Source organism: Arthrobacter sp. K4-10C, assembly GCF_059090085.1.
The window spans coordinates 123,693-142,986 of the sequence record NZ_JBNHFI010000010.1; the positions used below are offsets into that span (position 1 = coordinate 123,693).

The window sequence follows — 19,294 nt, forward strand, 5'->3', positions numbered from 1 at the left end:
GCTACTTCAATCCCCAGTAGATCCTGGCTTTGCTATTCATAGACATGCTCTTCTGAATGAAAATCTTGCCACCCTCTATCGCCCCAACTGGAACGTCCATGCAGACTTGGTAGCTTGCTGCGCCGCCCTTTTCAAGCGTTGGGACATTCATTGCCCCATTGTCGAGAGATGCCCCGCAAGAGCCGGCATCGTACTGTCTGGCATCTGTGCCAACGAAGGTCGGGGACAAGTCGACCCAGGGATTTCCTTCATCAGCCCCTGCGTACGTGACAGCAAGGTCGACGAGGATGTACCTTCCCTCGGGTGCATCGTTGAACATATTGTTGGCGACGACCTCTTCAGTCGCATCAAGTTTGACCCCAAGAACTTGAACCTGGTATTCGTTACCCACGAGGGCTGACGTCCCAAGCGGGTACGGTTTCTCAGCTGTGCCGTCCAGTGCCGCAGTTGCTTCAGGAATGCGAGTTGCTGACGGTGTCGCGTCAGCCCCCGCCGACACCGAACCTTTGGTCTCCGCGGCAGTACTTGGACTAGTGCCTTCCTTGGACGTTGACGAGTACGCCGTTAAGAACAAAACGGATCCGAGTACGGACGCCCCTCCGATAGCAAGGGCGGTAACGGTCATACCTTGCCACGCCGTTCCGGCGCGACGTGCAGCCACCAGGTCGATGATTGCCAGGACTACGGCGCTGAGCGCAAGGAGGAGACTCAATATGTTGAGGATCGGGATCCAACACATCACCAGAGCTACGGCAGCAAGCACCAATGCTGTGACCGTTAACGTCCTTGCACGCGGTTCCGGTGAGGGGATCGTGTCCGGAGCATCAATCCAAAATTCATGCCCCGGAGGAGCTGGACCCCAGACAGGATCTGGACGCCAGTCCTTGTGGGGCTGCCAACCCGCAGGCGGCGACGGCCAATTTTTCGGCGAGTTATAGACTTTCACGTATCCCCCTGAACGAGCCTGAATGAGCTCCATCCCAGCCCATTTCGGGAGCATATACCGCTTCAGTCATCTGCAACCACCAAATTGCCCCAGCTTTTCAGCAGGGTTCGATCAAATTTGGCTCCCCGCTCACTTGTCCACACTGGGTAAATCGACACAATTTAGCCACATTTGTCAGAGTGCCGGACATATACCCAAAACTTACATACACTGAGATCGCCGTTGCTTGGGGGAAACGAGCTCGACTTGCCACTCCACCTAAATTGGTTGACAGCGGCATCATTTAGGTACCGCATCAAACAAAGGACAGTCATGAGTGAACCGTATTCCCCACCCGTTGCCCAAGCTCCCTCGGGACCCGGCTACAATCAGCCGCTGAAGGGTAATGGATTCGGAACCGCAGCGTTGGTCCTCGGCATTGTCGCCGTGGTCTTCGCAATCATTCCTATTGTGGGTTTCATAGCTTTCATTCTGGGCCCGCTCGCATTGATCTTTGGTGTGATTGGCCTGACCCGTAAGTTCACCAAGAAGGGCACCTCCATTGCTGGCCTAATCTTGGGCGCGGTCGCTGTCATCATTGCCATCGTTGTCACCGCGATGATTAGTGCGGCCGCGAACAGCGTGGACGAGGCGTTGAACAAGGAACACAAGATCGAGTACGTCGTCACGACTACAGGCCCTGCCAAGGTCACGTACTGGAACGGTGATGGATCTTCAAACGAAGACATCTCGGCTGACTGGAAGAAGGAAGTGACGGCATCGGGGCTCAGCTTCAGCACCCTGAGCGTGACGGGCGACTTCACCGCTGACACGTCAGTCACCTGCGAAATCCTGGTCGACGGTACGAGCGTTTCCAAAAATAGCGGCTCCGGTACGGCTGCTATGGCATCGTGCTCAGGATCTTCTTCCGACACAAAGTAACGCGACCGCTTCAAGTAAGCGCACGCCAGGGTGAAAGAAACGCCCTGGCGTGCATCTGCTTAAAACGGCTTTCCGGTGGTCCGTCGCACGGCTGCGATAAGCTCCGCTGCAGCCAGTCCCTGAGGCCCTCGCCACGCTTGCATAGCCTGACAGCCCCGTGCGGCAGGCCCGGGCATTGTCGCCGCTCGGTAGGCCACCGTCCAATCCCGTACCCCCAAAGTATGACGTCTTAGATCAAGTTTCCATCAAGATATAGCCAAGCTTTCTCTAAGAAAATTTCAAATCCTCCCGTCTGGCGCTCTTCAAGCGGCGCCTATATCTAAACTGCAATCGCAGGAAGGGCACGGGCCATACTTCGATCTCCTTGGGATAAACGTCGGCGGCACCTTATCGCGCTGCTGTCTATCACACTCAAAGTTATTCAAGATCGGGGGTCGCGTGTTGAGAAGCGCACATGTGCTTATTGGGGTACTACTGGCAGTGGGTCTTTGCGGAACGGGATGCGGAAACCAAGTTTCTGCGACTTCCCCTGCACCGGTGACATCAAGTTCAACGCCTACCGCAACCAAAGTGAAAACGTCCACCCCGCAGCAGTTAGCTTCTGTAGTGGCGGAGCACAATACAAACGTGAAACAGATTGACTTGGATGAAGACTGCCGCCTGTATGAATACAACGCGGAAGGTAACCCCAAAGCATTTACTGACAACATTGCAGCCCTGTCTTGCTCCATCGGCAAACAGACGCACGCAATTCGTGCACAGATCCTAGTTAGAGAGCTGTCAGAGTTGGCACCTTATCCAACTGAGTTGGACAGTCTAGTTTCAGACACGAAAGCCAAGGCCGAAGTCTTAGCTGCAATCAGGGTGAACGACGCTTGCGACTCCCAGTCGACGGTATCCGATGCCTGCCGGCAAGCGCGGCTGGAGTACAGCTTGGCTGCGCCCAGCCTCGAATCAACTTTGGCGCGCTGGAAGCCCTACGGAGCCTAAGTCTTACCGCCCCCTGAGGGTAAGGCTGCGAGACCGAAGTAAAGCCGCTGGCGTTGACCGCCTATCGGCGGCGGAATGCTGACTACCAGGTCAATCATCCTGTCGGGGGCCTCGGCAAATTTGAATAAACAATTGGGGAAAAATGAACAAACTCGCTTCAGCGGCTGCGGCCGCCGTCGTCCTTGCCTTGACGGCCTGCGGCGGAGGATCCGACGCAGGCTCTTCCGGAACCGCATCACCGTCCGCTACGGGCAGGGCCGGGGTCTACGACACCAACCAGACCTGCAACCAGCTCCTGGACAAGGGCGACGAAAGTCGTCTGATCCGTGCCTCGACGTTCGTGGCCAACCTGCTTGCCGACGTAGATAAGTCCCAACGCACGCTAGCCAAGATAAATGCAGGCGATCTCGAATATGCAGCCAATACCGCCAATGACACAATGAAGCCCCTGATTCTTGACTTGGCCCATCCGCTCAAGGAGTTGGGTGAGAGTGACCAGAAGGATTTGGATCGCGAGGCATACAAGGCTGCGGAAGCCAAAGTCTTGGACAAGTGCAAGACACAGTATTCCTCCTATCAGGGCAACAAGGCCAAGAAGGAAGCAGATGCCAAGGCAGCCGCCGAGGCCGCCGCCAAGAAGGCAGCCGGTGAAGCAGCGGCAAAAGCCGCTGCCGAGGCAGCAGAAGCGGCGGCCAAAGCGCCAAAGGAGTACTCCGGCGCCGGTGCTGATGTCCTCACTATCACCAAGCACGGCACAGGCCCCCAGGTGGCTGTCATCACTCACGCGGGCTGGAGCAACTTCGCCGTTCAGACTCTCGACGCCACCTTGGACACCACTGACCTTCTTGTTAACACAATTGGAAACTACAGCGGCACGGTACTGTTCGATGTTCGCAGCAGCCGGGGTGAGACTACGGCCCTCAAAATAACCGCGGACGGGACATGGACCGTTAAGCTTGTGCCGCTGACGAGCGTGCGGTCCTTTGACGGCACTGCTCCCATGACAGGCAGAGGCGACGACGTCTTTGCGTACACGGGCGCCGCCAAGGCTGCCACGTTCATTCACGACGGGTCGTCGAACATCGCAGTAAAAACGTACGGCACGCGTACGGATCTACTAATCAACGAGATCGGCGCCTACACGGGAACTGTTGTCTGGTCACCGGGCTTCTACCAGGTCACGGCAGATGGAAACTGGTCGGCGACCCTTAAGTAGGGCTTCAGCCGGCGCCGCTGTGCGGTGCAGGACTTTCCAGGTTCCCGCGAATCTGTCTAAGCATGTCAAGCTCGCCTTATCGGCCGCACCCAATGTGCGCCGCTGTCGTACTTCTCCGATGCTGCAACTAGCGGGCATAGAAAATCCCTGACACATTTCTGGTGCCAGGGATTTTCCGTGCCCCGTACAGCGGTCGGAGTCTTCAACGCCAACCAAAAGCCCATGCTGATCCCCGAAGTGGATTTCAGCGGGGTCGCCCGGGTGCTTGGTTCCGAGTCGACGATTATCCGCTCACTGTCGGACCTTTCCGCACTGCAGGACTGGATCGACGCCGGCGCCAGGGGAACCATAGTGGCCGACTGCCGGATCACGTCCAGCGTCCGCGCCCCCTGGTTGAGCGAGTGGATGAAGGCGTCCCAGGCGACGAAAGCGGCGGCGGCGGGGTAGCTAACCCATAGGTTCCGGATGCTTGATGTCGGTCACTCTGCCTAGGATCGCGTACATGAGCAGAGACGGTAACGACCTCGACTTCCTGAAGATTCAACAGGCGATCCTCCAAAAGGAAGAGGACATGAAGGCATGGTGCCCGTCTAGCGGCGAGAACGTGGGCCGAATGATCGAGTTCCCCGGGAGCGACGACTGCTACATCGAGTGCCCGAAGTGCGGCGCGAAGTGGGCTGGCGGCAGCACCGTGCTGGACGACCACGACCGACCCGGGTGACCGTGACATCCGGGCCCGGCCGGGATGACGACTTAGTTAGTCATGAGGTTCATCGGCCCGCGCATCACCATCATCCGCACCTGGCTTGTCGTGAACCTTTTTCGGGATCTTACCTTCAACGTCAGCGGGCACGGGCGGGTCCTTCTCATCATCAGTAGACATGGACCAAGCCTAAGGCTGCAGCAGTTTGTTGCCCCGGAGACGACAACTAATCGCGGGGGGCTGGCCGCCCTGGATGAAGAGAGTCAGGGCTGGCCTGTGGGGACGAGCCGGTACGCGAACCGGCTGTCCAGGCCACCGGGTCCCACCGTGAGGTCGGCCCCCTCGGTGGGCAGCAGCACCGGCGCTTTGAACACGCTCCCGCCGCAAAGGACCTGCACGGGGGCGAGGACTTCTGCTCCCTTCCACGTGGAGACGGACAGCTCAGCCGTCGGTAATCCGGCACAGACGAAGTGCAGTTCGTACTGGCCCGGTTGGGCCGACAGGCTGGCGGTGGTGGTTGTGTTCCCGCTGCTCGTTCCCCGCAGCTCGCCGGGCAAGCGTGGTTGCAGCTGCTGCCCTGCCCACTCTGAGAGGTCCTCCAGCTCCGATGCCCTGGGGTCAAGGTTGGTCTGCACCTTGACCCCCGTTGCGGCTGGCCTGCCCGTTGGCGGAACCGCGCTGATGGTGAGCGGCCCGCCGTCGTGTCTGACAAACCTGTCCAGCGTGGAGTCGCACTCGAAGCTGGCCGCCTCCGGGACGCCGTCAGCCTTGACTACGGTGAGCTTGGCCCCGTAAACCCCTGCACAGGCGCCGGTGACCAGGTAGTCGCCGGGCGCCAGGTCCAGGGACAGTTTCCCCGCGGGTTCAGCCTCGGACGGCATGCCGGGGGCCCCAGGTGAAGCCTCAAGCAAACGCGCCACTTCATTGGCGTTGTCCTCGAAGGACCGGGCCTGTGGCGTTACAGGCGGCGGGGATGACGGGGCCGGCCGTTCATCCGGGCCGCTGTACTCACACCCCGCCAGCGACATGGCCAGAACGGCCGCAACCATGAACATTCCTGCGTGCCGAGCCGGCATCCCCCCAAGAGCTGACATGACCCGAGTCTACGGCCCGCGGCGATGTGGTTCGCCAGCAGATGCCCCTCACGATCAGCGGCGGCGGCACTCACGCAAGTGCCGCCGTCGGACGTCCCTGGTCACATCACCGCCGGCCTCCCAAGTGGCGAAGGCCGCGGTATCCAACTAACCAGGCGCTGCAAGCGTAGGTGCCTGGGTGCCTACGAATCCGCCGCTTTCCAACCCAGCATCCCAACGCTCTATCAGCTCCCGCAGCTTTTTGCGCCTCCCTCTATCACTTCCCTAATGAAGTCCCGCCGGCGGTGCTGCCGCGGCAGTGTGCATCCGGTAACTCCAGGAGACCCCAGCAGGTGAGAGAGGGTTGCCCAATTAGCGGGTGAGCCAGACGGTTGTGGCAGGCGGCAACGTTCCGTCCTGGGGAAGGACGCCACTGGATAAAAGCACCAGGCCGGCGGGGAGCGGCACCGGCTTGTCGCCGAAGTTGGTGACGCTGTGCCAGCCCTGCGGACGGGCGAAGTGAAGGACCTGCGGGTCATCTTCCTCAATCCACTGCAGGTCCTCCGGCCCCTGCAGAATCCCGCGGAGCCACAGGGCTTTCCGGTAGAGGTTCAGGGTAGACCGGGGGTTCGTCTCCTGCACTCCTGCTGCCACCATGCCGAACCACTCCGGCTGGGGCAGGTGCGCCCCGGTGGCGCTGAAGCCGAACGCGGTGTGACCGGCGTCCCAGGGAAGCGGCACACGGCAGCCGTCCCGCCCGATGTCCACGCCCGGGTTGCGGAAAAATGCGGGATCCTGGCGGTGCTCATCCGGGATGTCCGTCACCTCATGCAGCCCCAGTTCCTCCCCCTGGTACAGATAGGCGGATCCGGGAAGGGCCAGCATCAGCAGCGTGGCGGCCTTTGCACGGGCGAGTCCAAGGTCCCGGTCGAGTTCGTGCTCCGGCGCGCCGGCCAGCAGCCACGCCTTGCCATCATGTGCTCCGCCTGCCATCGGCGTGCCCGTCTCCGCTTCCGCGGCCGCCGCAGGCGTCGGCGCTGCAGAGAGCCCGTAGCGGGTGGGGTGGCGGACCACGTCGTGGTTGGAGAACACCCAGGTGGAAGAGGCCCCGGTGGCGTCAGCTTCGGCGAGGTTCCTGGTGATGGACGAGCGGAAGTCCGCCGCATCGAAGTCCGCCGTCAGGAGATCGAAGTTGAAGGCCTGCCCAAGGCCTTCCGGGCTGGCGTAGCGGGCCCGCCGGGACGGGTGGACCCACGCCTCGGCTACGGCCATCCGCGGTGGATCGTATTCGTTGAACACCTGCCGCCACTGGGCATAGATGTCATGGACCTCGTCCCGGTCCCAGAACAGGTGCTGCCCGTGTTCCGAGGCCATGCCCGGCATCTCTAGCTCAGCGGGCAGGGTCTCGGGAAGGTGCTTGGTCAGGCCATGCGCCACGTCCACGCGGAACCCGTCAACACCGCGGTCGGCCCAGAACCGGAGGGTGGTGAGGAAGTCTTCCCGGACCTCCTGGTTGTCCCAGTTGAAGTCGGGCTGCTCCTTGGCGAACAGGTGGAGGTACCACTGTCCGGGGGAACCGTCCGGTTCCGTGACCCGCTCCCAGGCGGAACCGCCGAAGATCGACTGCCAGTCCGACGGCGGCTCGGCTCCGTCGGGTCCCAGCCCGTCGCGGAAGATGTAGCGGTCCCGGGCCGGTGATCCGGCGGGGGAAGCCAGCGCCTCACGGAACCATTCGTGCCGGTCGGAGGAATGGTTGGGAACGATGTCCACAATCAGCTTGATGCCTGCTTCGTGCAGCGCCGCAGCCATCTCGTCGAAGTCCTCCAGGGTGCCCAGCCGGGGGTCCACATTGCGGTAGTCGTCGACGTCGTATCCTCCGTCGGCGAGCGCGGAGGGATAGAAGGGGCTCAGCCAGACGGCGTCGACGCCCAGCTGCCTCAGGTAGGGCACCTTGGCAGTGATACCGGGCAGGTCGCCCAGTCCGTCCCCATTGCTGTCATGGAAGCTGCGCGGGTAGATCTGGTACACGGACGCCTGGCGCCACCAGTCGTGGGCCGGGGAAAGCTGGAGGGTCTTCGACCGCGAGTGGGAGGGCACAGTCATGGATGGTTCCTTTCGAATCCTGTGGCTGGCGCTTCACAGCGCCACATGGCAAGGCCGGGCCCGTGGCTGGGCAGGGTAATCATTCCCCCGGCATCTGCGTGGATGTCCGGGGTTCCTGCCAGGCCGCGAAGGTGGGCGCCGGCGACTCGGGCGGGCATCTTGATGGCGGCGTGGTCCGCCCGGGCTGCGTGGACCAGGACCGTTTCATGGGGCGATTCACGCAGGAACGTGAAGGCGTCCTCGCCGATGGTGAGCCACCGCAGTCCTCCGTGCCGGAGGGCTTCGGACTGCTTCCGCGCCTGGAAAAGGGCACGGGTGGCGGCGAGCCGGTCATGGTCCCATTCGCCAGGGTTGTCCCAGGGGAAGGGGCGCCTGCCGTCTTCACCGTTTTCGCCCTCCTGCCCGATCTCATCTCCCGCCCACAACATCGGGATGCCGGGCATGGTGGCCAGCAGGCCAAAGGCCACCGTGACGAGGCGCGGGTCACCGAGCATGGTGCTGATCCGGAAGGTGTCGTGGGAACCCACCAGGTTCAGGGCGTGCGCAGTGGCCCGCCAGGGGGCGGCCGCCGCGAAGGCACGCATGGAGCCCACAATGTCCGTCCCGGAGAGCCGCGGAATGGCAACAAACGGCCCCTCCTCGAACGGAACGGGGGCTGCCGGCTTGAGCCATTGCCATACCGGGCGGGTGAAACCGGCATAGTTCATCACGCCGTGCCAGCCATCCACCTGCAGGTCACGGGATGCATCGTGGCTGTGTTCAGCCAGCAGCAGCGCGTCAGGATCGGTTTCGGCCATGGTGCGGCGGAGGGTGGTGGACACCATGTGGTTCAGGTCGGTGGTCCCGTGCCGTCCGGTCATATTGGCGACGTCGATGCGCCACCCGTCAAACCCCTCCGGCCCCAGCCAGCGGGCCACCACGGATTCCTTGCCCTCGTAGAGGCGCCGGCGCAGTTCCGGGTTGGCGTGGTTGAACTTGGGAAGGGACTTGTGCCCGAACCAGCACACGTACTCGTCAGGGTGGTTGGTGAAGAGGAAGAATCCTGCTTCGACGCTGTCCGGATCTGCAACCGCGGTTTTGAACCACTCGTGGGCGTCCCCGCAATGGTTGGTGGTCAGGTCGCCCAGCAGGCGCATGCCCCGGGCATGCAAAGCGCCGGACAGTCGTTGCAGCGCCTGGTCGCCGCCAAGCAACGGATCCACCTGTTCGAAACTGGACGCGTCATACCGGTGGTTCGACCGTGCGGGGAAGATCGGCGTCAGGTAGACAGTGTCCACCCCCAAGGATGCAATGTGCCCGAGGCGGGCGGTGATTCCGTCGAGGTCTCCGCCGAAGTACTGGTAGGGGGTCTCGGGTCCGCGTCCGATGACCTTGTTTCCCCAGTCCTCGGGGATGGCCCAGTCGGGTGCCGGCCGGTCGATGGATTTTGCGAACCTGTCCGGAAAAATCTGGTACAGAACTGCACTGTTCGCCCAGGCAGGCGGCGGGGCGTACGCGGTGATACGGAAGTCGCTGGCATCCGTGACGTCACCGGTGTGCAGGCCGGTTCCGTTCAACCACTGGTAACCGCTGGGCGGGCCGTCGAGCAGCCACCGGTAGTTCACAATTGGGTTCTCCATGGGGAAATCGGCGCGCAGCCAGACTTCATTGCCGTCTTCCCGATCAACGCCCGCCGCCACGAGGGCCTGTTCGCCGTCGATGCACACGCGGAGCAAGGCCTTGGTCACGCCGCTGGACCGGGGAACCCGAAGGAACACCGTGACTGTTTCCCCCAGTTCAGGGTTGGGGTTGGAAACGTACATCGCCGAGCCGTCATGGTGCGGCTGGTCCCAGAGCTGTGTTGTGCTCATCCCTTGACCGCCCCGGCGGTGAGTCCCCCGGTGATGAACTTCTGCAGGAATTGGAACAGCAGCACCACGGGCAGGCTGGTCAGGAGGGCTCCTGCGGCGAAGACGCCCAGGTTGCCCGACCGGTCGGCGTCGATGGTGGCGTACAGGCCGACGGCCAGGGTCTTGACGTCGTTATCGGTGAGGAAGATTGATGCCAGGACGAATTCGCCCAGCACACCGATGAAGGACAACAGGCCGGTGACTGCAAGGATCGGCGTTATCAGCGGAAAGATGACCCGGAAGAACACCGTGGCGTGGCCCGCCCCGTCCATGGTGGCCGCCTCGTCCAGTTCCTTCGGCACCGAATCGAAGAATCCCTTGATCAGCCACACCTGCGAGAGCGCCCCGCCCATGAGCAGGAGTCCGTAACCCAGGAGGGTGTTCAGGCCGAGCTGGGGAATGACCTCACCGATGGCAGTGAACATCAGGTACAACGCCACGACAGCGAGGAACTGGGGGAACATTTGGATGAGGAGCAGGCTGAGCAAGCCGATCCGCCGGCCGCTGAAGCGGAACCGGGAGAAGGCGTAGGCGGCGAGGGCGCTGCACAGGATCTGCCCCAGCGTGACCACTGTACTGATGATCAGCGTGTTGGCGAACCACCGAAGGTAAGGCCGGTTGGGGTCCGTGAAGAGGGCCTGGAAATGCACCAGGCTCACTTCACGGGGAATCAGGCTGGTGGAGGCCACGGTGCCCAGCGGGTTCAGCGCCGCCGAGACAATGAACAAAACGGGGAACAGGGCTATGAACACCGCAGCAATTGCCACGAGGTGGCGCCACCCCACTTCGGCAAACCATCGGCTTCGATGGTGCCTGCGCCGGGATGCGGGGGTACGGTGCGGCTCCTGAACCGGTACTTCAGCGAGACGTGTCTGGGAAGACGACATCAGTTCACCTCTTCCAGGGTGCGGGTGAAACGGAACTGAATGGCGGCGATGATGCCGGTGACAACGAACAGCAACACGGACACGGCCGCGGCAAAACCAAGCTGTGCGCCCTGCCCGCCGAAGGCCAGACGGTAGGTGTAGCTGATCAGGATGTCAGTTGCTCCCGCCGTCGGGTTCGCGGGATCGAACGGTCCGCCCTCTGTCAGCAGATAGATGGCGTTGAAGTTGTTGAAGTTGAAGGCGAATGTCGACACCAGCAACGGGGCAACAGTCACCAGGAGCAGCGGGAACGTGATCTTCCGGAAGCCCAGGAACCCGCTGGCGCCGTCGATCCGGGAGGCCTCCTTAAGGTCGGCCGGGATGGCCTGGAGGGCCCCGGTGCAGACCAGGAACATGTAAGGGAACCCCATCCAGAAATTGGTCATCAGGATGGCTGCCTTCGCCAAGAAGGGGTCACCGAGCCAGTTCAAGTCCAGGCCCAGGGCGCTGTTGATGAGGCCGAAGTCCTTGTTCCAGAAGCTGGACCAGACCAACAAGGCGATAAATCCCGGGATCGCGTAGGGCAGGATGAGGATGGCCCGGTAGAAGCGTTGTCCCTTGATCCGCGGATCGTTAAGCGCGGTAGCCAGCCCCAGCCCGAGCAGGAACGTTCCTGCTACGGACACTGTTGCGAAGATGAACGTCCAGGCGAAGATCTGCAGGAAATCCCCGCTGATCCTGGTGTCCGAAAAGACGCGCAGATAGTTCGAAAAGCCCACATTGGCCAGCCAGGACTGGTCGGACAACCGCTTACCCTCTGCGTCAACGAAGTATTCCCTGTCGCCTTGCCGGACCGGGGTGTAATCCACACCGGTGGCCGTGTTGGCGATGACGCCGCGCGCCTCGTCGTACTTGAGCGGCGAAGCGCCCTCGAACGCCTGGCGGATGCCCAACTGACGGATGGCACCACGATCCGTGGGTACCGCAAATTCCTTGAGCTCTTCGCTCGCGCTGTTGACCTGCTGCGGCGTCAGGAGCTCGTAACCATCCGCCTCGGTGACGAACCCGCCGGCAACGGTAACGTCTGCCGGGTCAAGCTCCTGAAGCCCGTCATCAGGAGTACCGAGGAACACTTCTCCGCTTTTGGGCTCAACAAGGAGAAAAGCGAACGGCCCCGTGGTGGGGTTCCCTTCTGTGGCTACCGAGAGGTTGTAACGCGGGGAGTCAGGGCTCTGGACCACCGAAGCGCCGATGATTTGAGAGACGGTTTCTTCTTTTGACGTCCTCGTTCCATCACCAAAGTTCGTCGTCGACATCTGGAACGTCATCACGATGGGATACACCAGGAAGACCACCAGAAGGAGTGTGCCGGGCACCAGATACTTGGCCGGCACCCCACGACCGGTGATGTAAGTCAGTAGCAGGACCCCGGCGACGACCCAGATTGCTGCGAGGAATCCCCACCGCCCGGTAGCGATGAGGGCAGGGGTGAGGGCAGCCGCTGAGCCGACTACGGTGCCCAGCGCAAGGATTTTGGCGAAGAGTGCCACCGGTGAGGTGGTGCGTTCACGGCCTGTGCCGGACGTTTCCGGTGCGGGCGACGAGGGGCGCTGCAGGCGCTTGAGTGTTTCGATCATGGGGTTCTCCTGGATTCCAATCCGGGCAGCAGGGCCCTGGGGGCCGAAGACATGTGCATCGGCCCCCGGGGCCGCTTCCTACTTGCCGATTGCAGCCGCGATGGTTTCCCCGGCCGCGCGCATGGTGCTTTCCGGCTCAGCGCCACCAACGATCGCCGCGAAGGCCTGGCCAAGGGGTGCGAAAACGGCAGCCATTTCCGGAATGGCCGGCATGGGCTGGGCGGATTCCGCTGCGGAGGCAAACGTCTCAATGGCAGGATTCTGGCCGGCGACCTTCTCCCGGACGGACGTCATGGTGGGCGGCAGCTTCGCTCCTTCGAACATCCGCGTCATGCCCTCTTCGGTGTTCATCGCGTTCTCCACGAACTCATGAGCGAAGGCTTCGTTCTTCCCGTTCGACGCCACATAGAAGCCCTGAACGCCGGCGAAGGGCTGGGCAGCAGCCTGTCCCTCGAAACCGGGGATGGGCGTTACTTCGAAGGGGATTCCCGCCTTCTCCACCTGGTTCAGGGCCCAAGGACCGGCCACCAGGTAGGGCGCCTTGCCGTCAGCGAACAATGAAATCGAATTGTCCACGCTGATGGAGCGTTTCAGGACACCGCTTCCCGCCTCCCCGAGTTCATGGATCTTCCGGGCGGCGGCCACGGAACCTTCACCTCCGACGCCCAGGTCGGAGGGATCCGGGTCGCCCTGGGCTGTTGCACCGAAGAGGTACCCACCCATCGAGGAGTACAACGGCTGCATATGGTAGGCATCACCGCTGTTCCCTTGCGGCAGGCTGAAAGGAACTTCTGCCTTCTTGGCAGCCACAGCCTCCTCACCTTTGGCGAAGGCATCCTCCAAAGTCGCCGGGGCCTCAGGGACAATGCCTGTATTGCGGAAGAGACCAAGCGTTTCGATCCCATACGGCAGCGCGTACACGGACTCGTTGTAGGTCACGGCCTTAACCGCAGTCTCGGTGTAACCCTTGAGCTGGTCCGGTGCTATCTGCAGCGGATCGATGGAGCCGTTCTGCACGAGGTTGCCGATCATGTCATGTGCGCCGGTGAACACATCGGGCCCGTTGCCTGCAGCGTTTGCTGTCACGAGGGCAGTCTGGAACTCACCCGACACCACCTGGACGGCTACGCTGATGCCGTTGTCGGCCGCAAAGTCTTCCGCGAAGGCGCGCACCGAATCGGCTTTCAAGTTGTCGGTCCAGATCACCAGATCGGCGTCCGCCCGTTCCGGGGCTGCGGTGGACCCAGCCGCAGCCGGTGATGATGTGGCCGGCTGGTTTGCCTGGGTAGCGTTTCCACACCCGGTAAGCAGCAGCATGGCGGTGGCGGTGACCGCGAGAGTGCCCTGAATCCTACTCATCTGTTTCTCCTTTGAAAGAGGAATGCCGCCTCGCCTCCCTCAGGAAGGCAGGCCGCGTGACCTGTGTCACGAAAAAGTGTAAGCGTTTCCAATAGCTGCGTCCAGTAGTAGCTCAAAAGCTCGTTTGAAAGCCGCACGCGCACAGATTTTCCCTTAAATACAGGGGCCAATACAATTAGAAACGTTTACAATATTCTCGAGCACTTAGCCTTGCGTCGGCGCTCGACAGGGTCAGTTGCGGCCGTTGAGCGCTGTGCCTCCTTCTGCGGAGGGGCAGTTTTTCCACTACCGTGAACAGACGAGGAGCCAAAGCGGCTGCTCCCTGCGCCCGTACAGGCGCGGCTCCAAGGTGAGGAAAGTTGACCGTGACAGGCATAAAGGAAGTTGCTGCCCGCGCCGGCGTCTCCGTGGGTACCGCTTCCCGCGCGCTCAGTGGCAACGGCTCGGTGGCAGCCGCAACCCGGGCCCGGGTGCTGGCCGCGGCCAAGGAGCTCAACTTTGTTCGTTCCTATAACGCCTCGAGCCTGGTCACAGGCCGCAGCCGCATCATCGGCGTCATCGTGCCGTCTGTTGACCGCTGGTACTTCGCCAAAGTGGTGGCAGGAATCGGCGAGGAACTCATTACGGTGGGCTACGATCTGGCGCTGTACAACATTTTTGGCGACCGCGATCATCAGGACGCGGTGCTCGGGGATTTCCTCATGAGGCAGCGCCTGGACGCGGTGCTGCCGGTCTCACTCGAGCTGACAACAGAGGAACTGACGCGCATGCTCTCAATCCGCCGCCCGGTGGTGGGCATCGGCGGACCCATGCCGGGGGTTTCAACAATTGGGATCGACCATTTCGCTGCGGCTTCCCTGGCCACCGGGCATCTTCTGGGCCTTGGCCACCACAAAATCGCCCATGTGAGCGGAGGGACCGACCCCTACCGCGACTTCAAACTGACCGACCAGCGCCAGGCCGGCTTCGAACACGAGATGCAAAAAGCCAAGACACCCATCAGGCCGGAGTGGATCATCGCGTCGGACTTCACCCTGCAGGATGCCTACCAAAAAGCCCGGAGGCTCCTCGCTATGCCGGAACGCCCCACCGCCGTCTTTGCCGCTTCCGACGAGATGGCCATCGGCGTGATGCTTGCTGCACGGGACCTTGGCCTCCAGGTGCCGCAGGACCTGTCCGTGGTGGGCATCGACGGGCATGAGCTCGGCGAGACTTTCGGGCTGACCACCATCCAGCAATTTCCCCGCAAGCAAGGACAACTGGCGGCACGGCGGCTCCTGCAGAAGTTGTCGGAGACGGCGGCGCGTTCTAACGGTGCGGCTGAAAGTGGCCCTGCCGCCATGCCCGGCGTTCAAGAGTCCCCGCCCCCGGATAACCTTCACGAACTCATCAGTACCGACTTCCTGGTCCGTGGCAGCACAGCCGTTCCACGCTCCAGCGACCTGGTCCCTGGCCGCACATAAAACCGCGACCAAAGGCGGCGGGCTCTCGCGGCGCTCCCCCGCCGCGGCACTGACGCCAGCGGGCCGCCGTCGTACATTTACGACGGCGGCCCGCTGGCCGCGCTGGCCGTAGTGCCAAACTCCCCTACTGTCCCGGCGCTTTATTGTCCTGGCGGCCGGTAGGACGGCGTCTTCTTGGCGGCTTCGTCGATGTCCTCCACGGTCAGGAGCGGTTTCAGGCGGACGTTGACGCTCCCGGTCGAATTGATCAGCAGCGACAGTGCTGCGGCACTTGCATCGTCCGGCGCCTCAAAAACGCCCAAGACGTCGTAGTAGCCAAAAGCGTAGTAGAAGCACTCAAGCGTTCCGCCCACGGACCCTAAAGCCTCCACCAGCGCGTCCCGCCGCTTGGTGCCGCCCTCCTCCATCAGCCCCTTGATGCCCTGGCCCACATATGTCGCCTCAAACAGATACTTCGGCATTGTCATTCCTTTCCTGGATTCCTATCCCATCGGCCGCTGATCGCCATGGAACTGTGGTGCAGGATGACGTCCACACAGACTCCTCCTCACCTGGCTCCATCGCCATGCAGGAGCGGCCCAGATCCGGCCCCTTATCCCGTGGAAACGGGGTGGGTGACCCCGTTAGGGCAGACGCTATTCCTCGGGCTACACGCAGTCAATACGCGCGGAAATCTAAAGGCAGGGACACTGACGGCCGCCCCCGCCCATCGTGTGGCCGTTTGTGTTTAGCGGGGCTTGCCCGTGCGGAATCTCGTCGGTCTAAAATGATCCTAGATCTGCACCCCGTGTGTTGCAGAACGCCCAGGGCGCAGCGCCAGGGAAGGAACGCCCATGGATGCCAGGCAGAATTCCGAGCCGCTGGACGGCCGCACGCCCGGCCAAGTCACGGCGGGCGCGGCGACGGGAAGGCCGGACCGCTGGACCGCGGTGGCAGGGCTGGTGTTCACCGCCCTGGTTGTGGCCAGCTTCTTTACGCCCGAGACACCCAGTACCGACACCCCGGCGGAGGACATCGCCGCCCAGCTTGCCCGGGACCGCAGCGCCCACCAGCTTTCCCTGCTGCTGGGATTCCTCGCCGACATCGCCTTCCTGGTATTCCTGGCCGGCCTCTGGAGCAGGCTGCGCCGATGGGAGGGCCGGGCCGGGATATTCGCCGCGCTGGTCCTCGCCGCCGGCGCTGCCGTGGTGACGCTCATGCTGGTTTCGGGGGGCCTGTATCTGGCGCTCATCCAGTACGCGTCCGGTGGCCAGCCCGACCCGGCAGTGCTTCCCGCCCTCATCGTCCTCAACGAATGGGTGGGTGGTGTCATTGTGCCCGCCGGTGTCGCGATGTTCCTCGGGGCGGCGCTGGCCATCCTGACCACCCGGGCGCTACCGCAGTGGCTGGGCTGGCTGGCTGCCGCCACGGCCGTGCTGCTGCTCATTTCAATCGCGGGAGTAATCCTGACCGTTCCCGAGGGAGGCGTGCTGGACGTCGTCGGTTTCGCCGGCTTCCTGCTCTTCATGGTCTGGGTCCTGGCCACCAGCATCGTGCTGCTCCTCCGGCCCGGCCAGGGCTAATCGCTTCGGAACGAGGCTGTCGGCGAAGCGGCCGTCCTGTCACCGCCCAATGTGGGACGGGCCGGCCACGTCCAGCAAGTCTGCCCACCCCTGATAAGGGGCGGGCAGACCTTTGGGTGTCGCCTATCGGGCTTCCGGAACCAGGGCTTCAGAGAGCTCGTCGGCGGGTTGCAGGGAGTCCTGCGGCACGTCTTCGGTTTTCACGATGGTGAACCCGGTCAGACCGTAGAGCAGTGAGAAGAGCGGGCAGAGGAAGCAGAAGAAGGCGAAGGGGATATATTCGCCCGTGCTGACCCCGAGGGCTCCTGCCGTGAAGACCGCTGTGGCGTTCCACGGGATCAGGGGGCCGGTCATCGTTCCGGAATCCTCTACTGCCCTGGAGAGGTTCTTCGGTGCGAGACCCATCCGCTCATAGACCGGGCGAAGAAAGGTCGCTCCCATGGCGACGGCGAAGTTCACAGCGCCGCCGAGCATGTTCAGGAAGAAGGTGATGACGATCGTCGCCGGGACAAGCTTTTTGGGCGTGTCCAGCTTAGGAGTGATGGCGTTAAGGAGGGACTGCATGATGCCGGCGGCGGTGAAGGCGCCCGCGATACCGAGTGCGAAGATGACGATGGACGCCAGTCCGAGCATCTTCAGCGCGCCCCCGGTTTCACCACCGGAGAGAAGGTTGCCGAGAGCGCCAAGATCGGCAGGCGGGGTGTAGCCAGCCCACATGGCGGTAACCACCGCGGTGGCTCCGGCCCCTTGGAATACGACGGCGATAAACGCGCCCAGGATGGCGCCAATAGCGATGGCTGGGAAAGCCGGAACGCGGGCAACGAGGAGTCCCAGGACGACGATCGGCGGGATGAGGGGGATGAGCCCAATATCAAACGCTCCCTGAAGCCCACTGCTGACTTCGGCGATCTGGTCTGCGCCGCCGCTGGCGGAGCCATAACTGAAACCAATGATGGTGAAGATGATCAGGCTGATCACGATGGAGGGAACGGTGGTCCAGAGCATGTGCCGAATGTGCGGCATCAGCCTCGATCCGGACAACCCCGGCGCCATGACGGTGGTGTCGGACAGCGGAGACATCTTGTCGCCGAAGACGGCACCGCAGAGGATGGCGCCGGCGGCGATCGGTGCCGGGATTCCCAAGGCAAGGGCTACACCCATCAGGGCGACGCCCACGGTGGCGACGGTCCCGAAGTTGGTACCGTTGACCAGGGCTGCGAGGGCACTCAGGATCAATGCTGCAGGCAGGAACCAGGCAGGGTGGATGAGCTGCAGGCCGTAGTAGATCATCGACGGAACCGTCCCGGACATGATCCAGGATGAAATCAGGGCTCCAACGGCAACGAAGATCAGAAGGGGCTGGAGGCCGCGCTTGATCATTTCGAAGCTGACGTTTTCCGCGGTCTCATAGCTGACACCGTGGAGCCTGGCCAGGCCCAGTGCCACGAGAAATGCTGCTGCCATCATGAGCGGCAAGGGTGCCTTCAGGACGACAAGGCCGATCACGAGTACTGCTGTGACCGCTGCGAGGGAGAGCAGGGCGAAGCCAATGCGCGTGGGGGCGCGGTGCTGGCTTGCGGCGGTTGCGCCGGAAGTATCCATGGTCATGTTCTTTCTCGTGGCTGCTGGACTGGGGATTTTCACGGGTTGGTTTGGGAAATTTCGTGGGCTACGTGTTCGCGGTAGGCGTCAAGGAGCTTCCGCCAGATGGGTCCGGGCTCGCCGGTGCCGATCCTGCGTCCATCGATCTCCACGACGGGCACGAGTTCGCAGACCGTTCCGGTGACGAACACCTCCTCTGCGCGGTAGAACTCAAAAAGCGAGAGCCGTTCCTCCTGGGCCGTCATGCCCATCTTGCGGGCCTCATCAAGGATGGTGCCGCGGGTGATGCCGTGCAGGCACGAGTTCGCGAAGGGCGTCCGGAGGATTCCGTCGGTGATGCAGAAGATATTGGCGGTGTCCGCCTCTGCAACGAACCCGTCAGTATCAAGCATCAACGCAGCATCGATGCCCGGATCATTCCAGACCTCAAGGCGGGCCAGGATGGAGTTCAGCTGGTTGGAGTGGTGAACGCCGGGATCAACGATCTGGGGGAAGGGGCGGCGGATGCTGGCAGTCCGCAGCCGCTGCGGCTTCGGACTTTCGGCGACCGGCTTGTGCTCGGCGATGATTACCAGGGAACCGACGGCGGGTGCGTTCTTGGGATCCATGCCGGAGGTCTTCCGGGCGCCGCGGCTCACCATCAGACGGATGTGGGTGTCGTGGGTAAAGTCGTTGGCTGCAAGCGTCTCGTAGATCGCTGCAGCTATCTCATGCCGTTCAAGCGGAAGCTTGATGCGCAACGCATTTGCTGAGTCACGAAGGCGGTCGAGGTGGGTTTCAAGGCGGAGCACGACGCCGTTGTAGACGCGCATGCCCTCCCAGACGCCATCACCTGACTGGAAGCCGGCATCGAAGACCGAAACCTTAGCTTCGGAGGCGGGGACGATGTTGCCGTCCAGATAAATTTTCAGCTCAGACACGGTGTGATACCCCTCACGTTGGATTGTCGTATATCGGATACGAT

Annotated in this window: 18 protein-coding genes; 7 read left to right on the forward strand and 11 right to left on the reverse strand. The window is 62.4% G+C overall.

The window, feature by feature from the left end:
- Position 1 precedes the first annotated feature (1 nt).
- A complete protein-coding gene (locus tag AC5RUU_RS15165; protein WP_493976022.1) occupies positions 2-766 on the reverse strand; it encodes a hypothetical protein in 765 nt (254 codons plus the stop codon).
- Between the two features lie 492 nt (positions 767-1,258).
- Between AC5RUU_RS15165 and AC5RUU_RS15170 the strand changes: the two genes are divergently transcribed.
- The 5 genes from AC5RUU_RS15170 (at position 1,259) to AC5RUU_RS15190 (ending at position 4,794) form a co-directional block, all read left to right on the forward strand.
- Positions 1,259-1,867 carry a hypothetical protein gene (locus AC5RUU_RS15170; protein ID WP_493976023.1) on the forward strand — a complete coding sequence of 203 codons (609 nt, stop codon included), beginning with the start codon at positions 1,259-1,261 and terminating at the stop codon, positions 1,865-1,867.
- Positions 1,868-2,494: 627 nt separating this feature from the next.
- The gene (locus AC5RUU_RS15175) at positions 2,495-2,857 is read left to right on the forward strand and encodes a hypothetical protein (protein ID WP_493976024.1); all 363 of its coding nucleotides are present in this window, start codon (positions 2,495-2,497) and stop codon (positions 2,855-2,857) included.
- Between the two features lie 142 nt (positions 2,858-2,999).
- On the forward strand, positions 3,000-4,073 hold the full coding sequence (locus tag AC5RUU_RS15180; RefSeq protein WP_493976025.1) for a hypothetical protein: 1,074 nt from the start codon (positions 3,000-3,002) through the stop codon (positions 4,071-4,073).
- A 177-nt stretch (positions 4,074-4,250) separates the two neighbouring features.
- A complete protein-coding gene (locus AC5RUU_RS15185; protein ID WP_493976026.1) occupies positions 4,251-4,520 on the forward strand; it encodes a hypothetical protein in 270 nt (89 codons plus the stop codon).
- A 55-nt stretch (positions 4,521-4,575) separates the two neighbouring features.
- Entirely contained in the window at positions 4,576-4,794 is a 219-nt protein-coding gene (locus tag AC5RUU_RS15190; protein ID WP_493976027.1) for a hypothetical protein, read from the forward strand.
- A 36-nt stretch (positions 4,795-4,830) separates the two neighbouring features.
- On the opposite strand, the gene AC5RUU_RS15195 is transcribed toward AC5RUU_RS15190, so the two are convergent.
- From AC5RUU_RS15195 to AC5RUU_RS15225, 7 genes are all read right to left on the reverse strand, one after another.
- A complete protein-coding gene (locus AC5RUU_RS15195) occupies positions 4,831-4,956 on the reverse strand; it encodes a hypothetical protein (protein ID WP_493976028.1) in 126 nt (41 codons plus the stop codon).
- Positions 4,957-5,039: 83 nt separating this feature from the next.
- Positions 5,040-5,825: a hypothetical protein gene (locus AC5RUU_RS15200; protein WP_493976029.1), complete on the reverse strand. Its 786-nt coding sequence runs from the start codon at positions 5,823-5,825 to the stop codon at positions 5,040-5,042.
- A 396-nt stretch (positions 5,826-6,221) separates the two neighbouring features.
- Positions 6,222-7,952 carry a glycoside hydrolase family 13 protein gene (locus AC5RUU_RS15205; protein WP_493976030.1) on the reverse strand — a complete coding sequence of 577 codons (1,731 nt, stop codon included), beginning with the start codon at positions 7,950-7,952 and terminating at the stop codon, positions 6,222-6,224.
- Positions 7,949-9,802 carry a glycoside hydrolase family 13 protein gene (locus AC5RUU_RS15210; protein WP_493976031.1) on the reverse strand — a complete coding sequence of 618 codons (1,854 nt, stop codon included), beginning with the start codon at positions 9,800-9,802 and terminating at the stop codon, positions 7,949-7,951. The genes AC5RUU_RS15205 and AC5RUU_RS15210 overlap by 4 nt, the downstream gene beginning before the upstream one ends.
- The gene (locus AC5RUU_RS15215; protein ID WP_493976032.1) at positions 9,799-10,728 is read right to left on the reverse strand and encodes a sugar ABC transporter permease; all 930 of its coding nucleotides are present in this window, start codon (positions 10,726-10,728) and stop codon (positions 9,799-9,801) included. Before AC5RUU_RS15215 ends, AC5RUU_RS15210 begins: the two co-directional genes overlap by 4 nt.
- Positions 10,728-12,344, reverse strand: a complete 1,617-nt coding sequence (locus AC5RUU_RS15220) for an ABC transporter permease subunit (RefSeq protein WP_493976033.1) — start codon at positions 12,342-12,344, stop codon at positions 10,728-10,730. Before AC5RUU_RS15220 ends, AC5RUU_RS15215 begins: the two co-directional genes overlap by 1 nt.
- Before the next feature lie 78 nt (positions 12,345-12,422).
- On the reverse strand, positions 12,423-13,703 hold the full coding sequence (locus tag AC5RUU_RS15225) for a sugar ABC transporter substrate-binding protein (RefSeq protein WP_493976034.1): 1,281 nt from the start codon (positions 13,701-13,703) through the stop codon (positions 12,423-12,425).
- A gap of 365 nt (positions 13,704-14,068) precedes the next feature.
- Here AC5RUU_RS15225 and AC5RUU_RS15230 point away from each other — a divergent pair, with 365 nt between their 5' ends.
- Complete coding sequence (locus AC5RUU_RS15230) at positions 14,069-15,166, forward strand: LacI family DNA-binding transcriptional regulator (protein ID WP_493976035.1); 1,098 nt, start codon at positions 14,069-14,071, stop codon at positions 15,164-15,166.
- Positions 15,167-15,306: 140 nt separating this feature from the next.
- Here the strand turns inward: AC5RUU_RS15230 and AC5RUU_RS15235 are convergent, their stop codons facing one another.
- Positions 15,307-15,627 (reverse strand): GYD domain-containing protein, encoded by a 321-nt coding sequence (locus tag AC5RUU_RS15235; RefSeq protein WP_493976036.1) that lies wholly within the window; start codon positions 15,625-15,627, stop codon positions 15,307-15,309.
- 372 nt (positions 15,628-15,999) lie between these two features.
- On the opposite strand from AC5RUU_RS15235, the gene AC5RUU_RS15240 reads away from it, so the two are divergent.
- On the forward strand, positions 16,000-16,728 hold the full coding sequence (locus tag AC5RUU_RS15240; protein WP_493976037.1) for a hypothetical protein: 729 nt from the start codon (positions 16,000-16,002) through the stop codon (positions 16,726-16,728).
- A gap of 123 nt (positions 16,729-16,851) precedes the next feature.
- Here AC5RUU_RS15240 and nhaC read toward each other — a convergent pair whose 3' ends face one another.
- Together nhaC and AC5RUU_RS15250 are read right to left on the reverse strand one after the other, a co-directional pair.
- Positions 16,852-18,330 (reverse strand): Na+/H+ antiporter NhaC, encoded by a 1,479-nt coding sequence (nhaC, locus tag AC5RUU_RS15245; protein WP_493976038.1) that lies wholly within the window; start codon positions 18,328-18,330, stop codon positions 16,852-16,854.
- A gap of 38 nt (positions 18,331-18,368) precedes the next feature.
- Positions 18,369-19,250 (reverse strand): aminotransferase class IV, encoded by an 882-nt coding sequence (locus tag AC5RUU_RS15250; RefSeq protein ID WP_493976039.1) that lies wholly within the window; start codon positions 19,248-19,250, stop codon positions 18,369-18,371.
- Positions 19,251-19,294: the final 44 nt, after the last annotated feature.